This window comes from Hyalangium sp., from assembly GCF_035629615.1.
Taxonomy (GTDB): Bacteria; Myxococcota; Myxococcia; order Myxococcales; family Myxococcaceae; genus Hyalangium.
On the sequence record NZ_DASPHO010000205.1, the window covers coordinates 23,952 to 32,243 of the forward strand.

General features: G+C 64.6%; 4 protein-coding genes. 2 read left to right on the forward strand and 2 right to left on the reverse strand.

Annotation, left to right across the window (positions count from 1 at the left end; all coding sequences use genetic code 11):
* The first annotated feature begins 35 nt into the window (after positions 1-35).
* Together VD972_RS10550 and VD972_RS10555 are read left to right on the forward strand one after the other, a co-directional pair.
* Entirely contained in the window at positions 36-1,895 is a 1,860-nt protein-coding gene (locus tag VD972_RS10550; RefSeq protein ID WP_324984760.1) for a Hint domain-containing protein, read from the forward strand.
* A gap of 145 nt (positions 1,896-2,040) precedes the next feature.
* On the forward strand, positions 2,041-5,703 hold the full coding sequence (locus VD972_RS10555; protein WP_324984763.1) for a choice-of-anchor A family protein: 3,663 nt from the start codon (positions 2,041-2,043) through the stop codon (positions 5,701-5,703).
* Between the two features lie 10 nt (positions 5,704-5,713).
* Here VD972_RS10555 and VD972_RS10560 read toward each other — a convergent pair whose 3' ends face one another.
* Both VD972_RS10560 and VD972_RS10565 read right to left on the reverse strand, forming a co-directional pair.
* Positions 5,714-7,054, reverse strand: coding sequence for a sigma 54-interacting transcriptional regulator (locus VD972_RS10560; protein WP_324984765.1), 1,341 nt, complete (start codon positions 7,052-7,054; stop codon positions 5,714-5,716).
* On the reverse strand, positions 7,051-8,055 hold the full coding sequence (locus VD972_RS10565) for a serine/threonine-protein kinase (protein WP_324984768.1): 1,005 nt from the start codon (positions 8,053-8,055) through the stop codon (positions 7,051-7,053). Before VD972_RS10565 ends, VD972_RS10560 begins: the two co-directional genes overlap by 4 nt.
* Positions 8,056-8,292: the final 237 nt, after the last annotated feature.

Genomic DNA, 8,292 nt, shown 5'->3' on the forward strand with positions numbered 1-8,292 from the left:
GCGAGTCAGAAACCCGAACAGAGCGAGGAAGCAATATGATTCGAGTGCGACGCCATCTGGTCAGCGTCCTGAGCGGCGCTTGTCTGGCCATGTTGTTTGCATGCAAGTCGGACCTCCAGGAGGAGCAGCAGGCCTCCACCGGCTACAGCGAACAGGGGCTCGAGGAGCCCGGAAGGCTGTCCAAGCCCGAGTGGGAGACGTATATGGCCGATCAGTCCTATCTCCACGGCCTCACCTCGCCGGACGTCCGCGTCCGCCTGAACCTGGCGGATCCCAGGCAACACCGGTTTGCCATGGCGCGGCTCAAGCTCGCGGGCAAGACGCCCATCAACTCGCCGTACCTCTTCGAGGCCATGGAGAAGCGGCGCCAGACGCACCTGGCCCGGGGGTATCAGGCCGGCCTCCTGCCCGCGAAGGAGATGGGGATCCTGTCCACGGCGGATCGCCAGGAGATGCACCTGATCGAGATGGCCAGCCTTGGTGAGACCACCGCTGCCGCCAATGACGGTATAGGCACTGCGAGCTCCACGTTCCCCGGCGGCGCCTATTATACCTATGCCGACGTCAGCTACACCGACGTGAGCGGTCGTCCGCTGGGTAGCCTCGCGTGGCGCGAGGAGTTCGATGATGGGAGCAACGTCACCATCAGCGCGACGGGCGATCTGAGCAGGACCAACCTCCGTCGGTACAGGGTTGCGTCCTACAAGCTCGAAGACTCGGCAGCGGGATTCACGGACTCGTACGTCTACACCGAGGTGGGCTCGGCGAACCAAGCCGGCGTCGCGGAAGTACCCCGCCTGACGGGGCTTGTGGTCGAGGCCCCGCTGGATATCGCGTTCAACGACAATCGCATCTCCGTGTGCTTGAACCGCACCTGGACCCAGGACTGCGACTATGATCTCACGGGCACTCCGCAAGCCATCAAGCTGCCGCTGAAGGGCTCGATCACGATCGCCAGCAACCATCTTCTTGACACAACGACCATCAATCAGATCAAGACGGATCTGAACAACAACGTTGATCGCCCCGATGCGGGGCACGTCAAGCTGATCCTCACCAATGTAGGCGGCGGTTGCGATGTGACCAACAACAACACCCTGGAAGCAAAGATGGGGCAGTTCTGGAACCAGGTCGCGTGGACTGCGAACAAGAAGACCTTCAGCTGGGACCTCACAGGAGCCTTCGCCGCGTACTTCGACGACGGCTGCCGACAGGTGCAGGATGAAGCCAAGCTGACCGTGTTCGTCGTGCTGCCCCTCGTCGATGGCACGGGGACGCGGTATCGCTCCACCATCACACTGAGCAATGATCCGAATGCGCTGCGGCCAGACTACGTCTTCAAGCGCATCGAGATCACCAATAGCTGCCTGGCCGCGGGGACCGAGATCGAGCTGGCGGCCGGCGAGTCGGGGCCTATCGAGTCGCTGAAGGCGGGCGACCGGGTGTTCAATCCGTATCACCCCTCGCTCACGGTCATGGACACGGCCGCCGGCTTCGAGACTGTTCCGATGGTTCGCATCCGTGATGAGGCCGGCCGCTCGCTGCTGATGACCGAGATGCATCCCATCCAGGTAGCGGCTCGCGGCATGGTCCAGGCCAAGGCCTTGAAGACAGGTGACAGGGTCATGACCCGGACCGGACCCAGCAAGCTCGTCAAGGTGAGCCGCGAGGCCTATGACGGCAAGGTTTACAACGTCAAGGTCGGCTCGGACGCCGAGAAGACTGCACTCGCAGAGGATCAGACTGTGGTGTACGCCAACGGCTTCATGGTGGGTGACGGGCAGATCCAGAGCAAGTACGAGGCCATCGCCATGACCCAGAAGGAAGGCCCCGTGCTCGCCAGACTGCCTGGCAAGTGGCATCGCGACTACCTGATGTCCACTCAGGGTCAGTAGAGGGTCTTCGGTCCCTCAGTACGCTCTGCCTCAGGCAGTGGCTGGCCACCCGGCAGGGGACTGTCGGGTGGCTGTGCCCGCCTTCCATTGGCTGAACATGAGATCTGAACCGTTTCACACCGATCAACGTGATGGAGTGAGTCCGATGCAGACGCGCAGCATGTTCTTCCTGTCGTGGGTCGTCGCGGTGGCAACGGCGTGTACCGAGGCCGACCTGCCCAGGCTTGAGAGGCAAGTCCAGAGCGGGGTCATCGGGACCAGGGCCGAGCGTCAGCTCATGGCGAGTCGGCAACAGGTGAAGCCGTCAGGAGCGGGCTCGCTCACCTCGGCCAGGGATATGGCTCAGGCCCTGGGCCTTCCAGCAGAGAGGGTGACGGGAGCCCAGCTCACGAGCCCGGATCCTGAGGCAGCGCTGATACTCCCCGAGTTTGGCCTCATCCAGCCGCGGGAAGGCAATTCACTGGTGGTGCTGAGCACAGGCCTCATCAATCTCGACCATCTGCCCGAGCCGGGCAGCGACCTTCTGAGCGCGGGCGTTCATGATGACGCGGTGACCCTGCAGGTCACGGTCAATGTGCCCCCTGGCTTGAATCGCTTGTCTTTTGACTACAATTTCCTTAGCGCCGAGTCACCCGACTATGTCGGCTCCGAGTACAACGACGAGTTCACCGTGCAGGTGACGGATGCCCGAGGAGCTCGTGAGGCCGCTCGGGCTTCGGTGAACAGCTCCTTCTTCTTCGACGTATCGGCAACGCGCGGAGGGGGGACCGGATTCGATTTGCTGATGGCCGATGATCCGGCCGGGCCGGATTGGTTTCAGAATGGCCCTCCAGCGGGCGTTCCCTTGTTTCCAGACGCAGGAATCACTGACTTCCAGACGATCAACGTCGAGGTCGAGAGCGGAGGACCGGTCACGCTCAAGTTCGACATTCGCGACCGTGGGGACGGGATCCTGGATTCCACGGTGGTTCTTGACAACATCACCTTCTCGAGCATGGAGGTGCTTGACCCGAACCCGAGCCTGATGGATGCGTTCCGGGGCACCGTGAAGACCGATCCCACGGCTCTCGCGTTGGAAGGAAGGAATGTGCAAGAGGTGGCGGCTGACGGCGTCACCCAGGTCCTCCTGCGAGTCAACGTGCCCGGTCCCGGCGAGATGCGGTTCTCGCTGCTTGGCGCGCACGCCCCAGCGGACGGCGGCCTCAGTGCGGTCGGTCGTGCCGACCGGAGTGACTCGATCACCGTGAATGTCCAGCAAGCAGCACCGGGGCAGTACTACGCGTTTGCCCTGTACATGAGCCCCGAGGACTTTGACACCGGCGGCGACGCGGAGGCCAGGAGCAGGAACGTCCGCATTGAGACTCAATACACCCCCACCAGTGGTGCCGGTTTTGGGGATACATATAATGTGACCATTGTCCGGCCGCCCGTGGTGATCGTGCACGACATCTGGTCCAGTTGTGCATTCTGGGACGGAGACACGAGCATCTACCGCCACAACATCTTCACCCCGACCTGTGCTGACTATTCAGCTACCAACTCCAGCAGCCTTGAGCGGAACAGTGCTGTCGTCCCGGACGCGGTGTTCGAAGCCCTGGAGGAGCTGCGTCGCGGTGGGACTGCCGTCACGCAGGTGGATGTCATCGCCCATGGTATGGGCGGACTCTTGACTCGAAAGTATGCCGACTGGCCCAACTATCGGCGCTTCACCAACTTCAATGGGGGCGACCTCAACCGGCTCATTGCCATGAACACCCCCCATGTGGGTACGCGCATGGCGGACAGGATCGTGGAACTGCGTGAGGAACTCCAGGAATGTGACCTGGACACATGGGCGGACGTCAAGGCCGAGTTGCTGGACCCCCACGGCATTTCGATCGAAGTCGCCGGTGGCAGCGCGATTGATGACCTCAAGACCAACAGCGAGGTCATCAACAGTATCGGGAGGACCCAGGTCCCGTCACATCTCCTGGTGAGCCGCGGTGGGAGGGCCCTGGAAGACACAATCTCCAGGCAGATGCTTCTCGACAGCATCAGGACTTTGTATTCGAAGCTGGAGTTCCTGCATCCGGCTGCACGAACTCTGCCCCCGTCGCAGAGGAGAAAGCTCATCCTGGGGCCGCAAAGCAAGGTCTTCTGCTCCAAGACCCATGGGGATGGTGTCGTCATGACCGATGATCATGACTTGTTCGTGACCGAGGCAGATCAGAAAGGCGGTGTCGCGGAGCCTGATGCGATAAGTTATTTTGATGTGGACCCATTGCTTGAGAACTCTGAGCACTTCAGGGTTCCGCACAACCCTGCGCACAAAGACAAACTCGTCGAACTGCTCAACAGCCCGATCAACGGTGGAAAGTTTACTCCCTCCATCCCGAGCCCAGGCACTGTTGAGAGGGTCAACCACTGCGCAGAGATTCCGTCAGCTCCAACCTGTCGGGGCCTTGCGAAGCAGAGCGCGGCTGGGCTCACCAGTGCCCCGTTGCCTCCGCTCGCCAGACTGAGGGTCGTTTCGCCGGGAGCGGGTACGCCCGTGTCGCCGGGAAGCACCGTGCCAGTGGTCGTGGAAGCCTCTGGGGGATTTCAGCCCGCGGTTGTGAGCATCACCGGAGCTGAGAGGTCGGTCTTCCTCGAGGCACCCCCGTTCACGGCCGAGTTCCCGATTCCAGCGCAGGCCATCGGGAAAGTGGAGCTCCGTGCATTCGGTATCGATGAGGAGGGCCGGATGCGGGTCTCGGAGCTGGTCCTCCTGCCCGTGGCTTCATCGGCGAAGTTGACCTCTATCGAGATCCTCAACGGGGATGCCACCCTTCGGGGGCCTGGCTCGACGCGTCGGCTGCAGGTGCTTGGCCACTATGACGACGGAGTCACGAGGAACATCTCATCACCTGGCCTCGGCACCGTGTACTCGAGCTCGAATTCGAACGTTGCCAGGGTGACGAGCGATGGGAGCCTGACGGCGACGGGGTCGGGCCTTGCCACGGTCGTGGTGCGCAACGGTGCGGTTTTCACCAGCATCACCGTGACGGTAGGCGACAACAGCTTCGGCCGCTGCATCGAGGTTCGTCTCGGTGACTACAACCTCTTCGTCCTCGAGGACTACACCCAGGGGCACGACGTCCAGGGCCAGGTGGCTGCGGGTGGCAACATCGCCCTCCAGGACTTCTCGATCGGAGCGGTGCTGCCGGACACAGACACTGATCGCGTGCTGGTGGCCGGTGGTGACGTCACACTCTCCAGAGGCGGCGTCTGGGGTGACACGTGGTATGGCCGCCAGCTCGTCTCCGACCCGTCCGTCACCTTCTGGCGTGGCACTGCATCTCACGGGACCCCTCTCGACTTTGCCGCCCGCGGCAGCGCGCTGCGAACCCTCTCCTCTGAGCTCGCAGCCCTCCCTACCAACGGGACCACGACGGTCGAATCCTGGGGCGGGCTCCTGCTGCGCGGCACCGCGGCCCGCGTGAATGTCTTCGATGTGGACGCCAACGCCCTCACCGGTACCAGACATCTCTCCATCGAGGCCCCCGCGAACTCCTTTGTGATCATCAACGTTCGCGGTACCTCGGCGACTCTCTCCAACCTCGGCCAGGCCTTCGGCGGTGGCATCGACGAGCGCGGCGTCCTCTTCAACTTCCCGGACGCCACCGTCCTCACCGCCTCCGGCTACGGCCTCTACGGAACGGTGCTGGCCCCCCAGGCTCACGTCCACTTCAATAATGGGAGCTGGGACGGCGGCATCTACGCTCGCTCACTGACGGGCAACGCCGAGGGGCACCTCCGTCCCTTGCGCGATATGGACATCTGCCTGTGAGCCCGCAGTCCTATGGGGGCTCGTGGCGGAACGCCTCCAGCTTGAGGCCGTGGTGGGAGAGCCAGCGGTAGACCTGCTTGCGCGAGCGAGACATCGCGCGGGCCACGTCGGCTACCACTCCACGGTGGAGCCGCAGCAGCTCTTCGAGCTGGGCTCGATCGGGAGGTGGCTCGCGCTCCTCGGCGTTCTCGGCTTCTGCCGGAGCCGGGGGAGGAGTCTCGCGGGGAGGAGAGAGCTGGAAGCGGAGCGAGTCCTCTATCAGCTCCAAGCGGTAGGGGCCCACTCCTGCGAGGATGCGCAGCTGCTTGGCCAGGGTGAGCACCTCGCGCACGTTATACGGCCAGGGGTGCAGCAAGAGCCGCTCCACCAGGTCTGCTTCCAGCTCGAGGACTGGAGCGCCCGGAGATCCCAGCGCATGAGCGAGGAGCAAGAGCACATCTTCGCGACGTTTCCTCAGGGGAGGCAGGTGGACCGGGAATTCGGCCAGGCGCGCGTAGAGATCCCCTCGGAACCCCTGCCCGGCGACGGCAGCCTTCAGGTCGCGGTTGGTGGCGGCAACCAGGCGCACATCGCAGGGGTGAGGCGTGGTGGCACCCACGGCGAGGACCGTACGCTCCTGGAGCACCCGCAGGAGCTTGGGCTGCAAGGACGCAGGCAGCTCTCCCACCTCGTCCAGGAAGAGGGTGCCCCCGTCCGCGGCGCGGAACAGTCCCGGGCGAGCCACCGCCCCGGTGAAGACTCCCGCCAGGTTCCCGAAGAGCAGGCTCTCCGCCAGGCTCTCGGGGATGGCGCCACAGTTGACCGCGAGGAAGGGCCCTCTGCGCCCAGACAGCGTGTGCACGGCGCGTGCGGCCACCTCTTTTCCACAGCCGCTCTCGCTGAGGAGCAGGACGGTCGCGTCGCTCGGCGCCACCTGGGCAAGCAGGGCCCGCAGTCGACGCGTCGCCGCCGATGTTCCGAGCAGCTCGGGCACCTGCCCGTCCCCGAGCTCCTCGGGCTCCATGCTCACCACCAGGAACGAGTCCCCCACCTCAATCACGTCGCCTTCCCTCAGGACGGCCTCCGTGACGCGCTGCCCATTGACGCAGGTGCCGTTGCGACTGCCCTCGTCCACAAGGAGCAGCTCTCCCAGTGGGTCCCTATGGACAGTGGCGTGCTTGCGAGAGGCCTGTGGGTCTCTGGGCAACGCAATCCCATGCGCCGCCTCACGGCCGATCACGAGGCCCTCACGCCCGGGGGCGTAACGCCGCGGTGGGAGCAGGATCTCTCCCCCCGAGAAGACCAGGACCAGGGAGGCTGTGGCGGCGGAGCGTGTGACGCGGACGGGGGGCTTCTTCGTAGTGGTGTTCACAACGCACAAGCCGGGGGAGACTCGCGGGAAGGAGTGGCGGCGAGTGACTGGCGCCGTGCCGAGAGGGTGGGCAAGCCGGTCGCCTCGCGCAGCGCGTCGGGAGGCTGTGCAGGTTCCACCCGGTGGGACGGACGCGTCTTTGGGAGTGAAGCTCGCTCCAGGCGCCGGAGGAGCTCCGCCACCTCCAGCATGCGCGGCCGGCGAGAGGGGGCCTTGGCCAGCATGCGCCCGAGCAGCGTGCGGAGCTCCCCGGGGAGCGATACCTGTTCGGGGAGCGGAGGAGGTTCCTGGAACAGGTGTTGCCGCATGACGGCCGTCGACTGCCCGCGAAAGGGTGGCCCATGCGAGACCAGCTCATACAACAGGATGCCAAGCGCGTAGACGTCGGCCTGGCCGTCGATGTCTTCACTCCCCGCACACTGCTCCGGTGCCATATAGGCCGCAGTCCCCAGCACGTCTCCCTCTGCGGTGAGCGAGGGGGCAGTGCCCACGAACCGGGCCAGGCCGAAGTCGAGCAGCCTCACCCGCTCGCCACCCTCCACCTCCTCATCAGGGACGAGCATCACGTTCTCAGGCTTGAGATCCCGGTGGACGATGCCGCGCGCGTGAGCTGCGGCAAGCGTGGTGGCGATCTGCCTTGCAATGCGGGAGGTGCTTCGGAGCCCCAGGCGAGTGCCTTGCTGCATCAGCCGGGTCCGGAGCAGCTCGCCCTCGACAAGCTCCATGAGGATGTACGGCGCACCTGTCGGGAGCTGGCCGAAGTCGAAGATGCGGACCATGCCGGGGTGTTGCACGAGGCTCACCGCCCGGGCTTCCTGAAGGAGCCGTGGGTACGTCGAGGTCGGGTCCCCCGTGCTCTGGAGGACCTTCACGGCCGCACGCTGACCGATGACCTCATGGAGCGCCTCGTACACCACGCCCATGCCGCCGCGAGCCAGCTCCCGCGTGATGCGGTACTGGCCGACGAGTGTCTTCAGGAGTGGATCCGGGTAGACCTCCATCGCACCTCTCGTGGGGCTGTCGCGACCCTGGGGCATCCAGGGTCCAGGCACGGGAGAAGACGGAGGGCGCGGCGAATCTTCACGGCACCCTGAATTTCTTGGACTGATGCGTCTGCGGGACATCCTCCCGCGTGAACTGGCCCTGGCGGTGTATAGAGCCCTGCACTCGCAGGAGGTGGGGCGGAAGTCGAGCCTCCATCGGGAAGGGCCGGTAGGGTCCGGTCCCGTCGCCCAGTT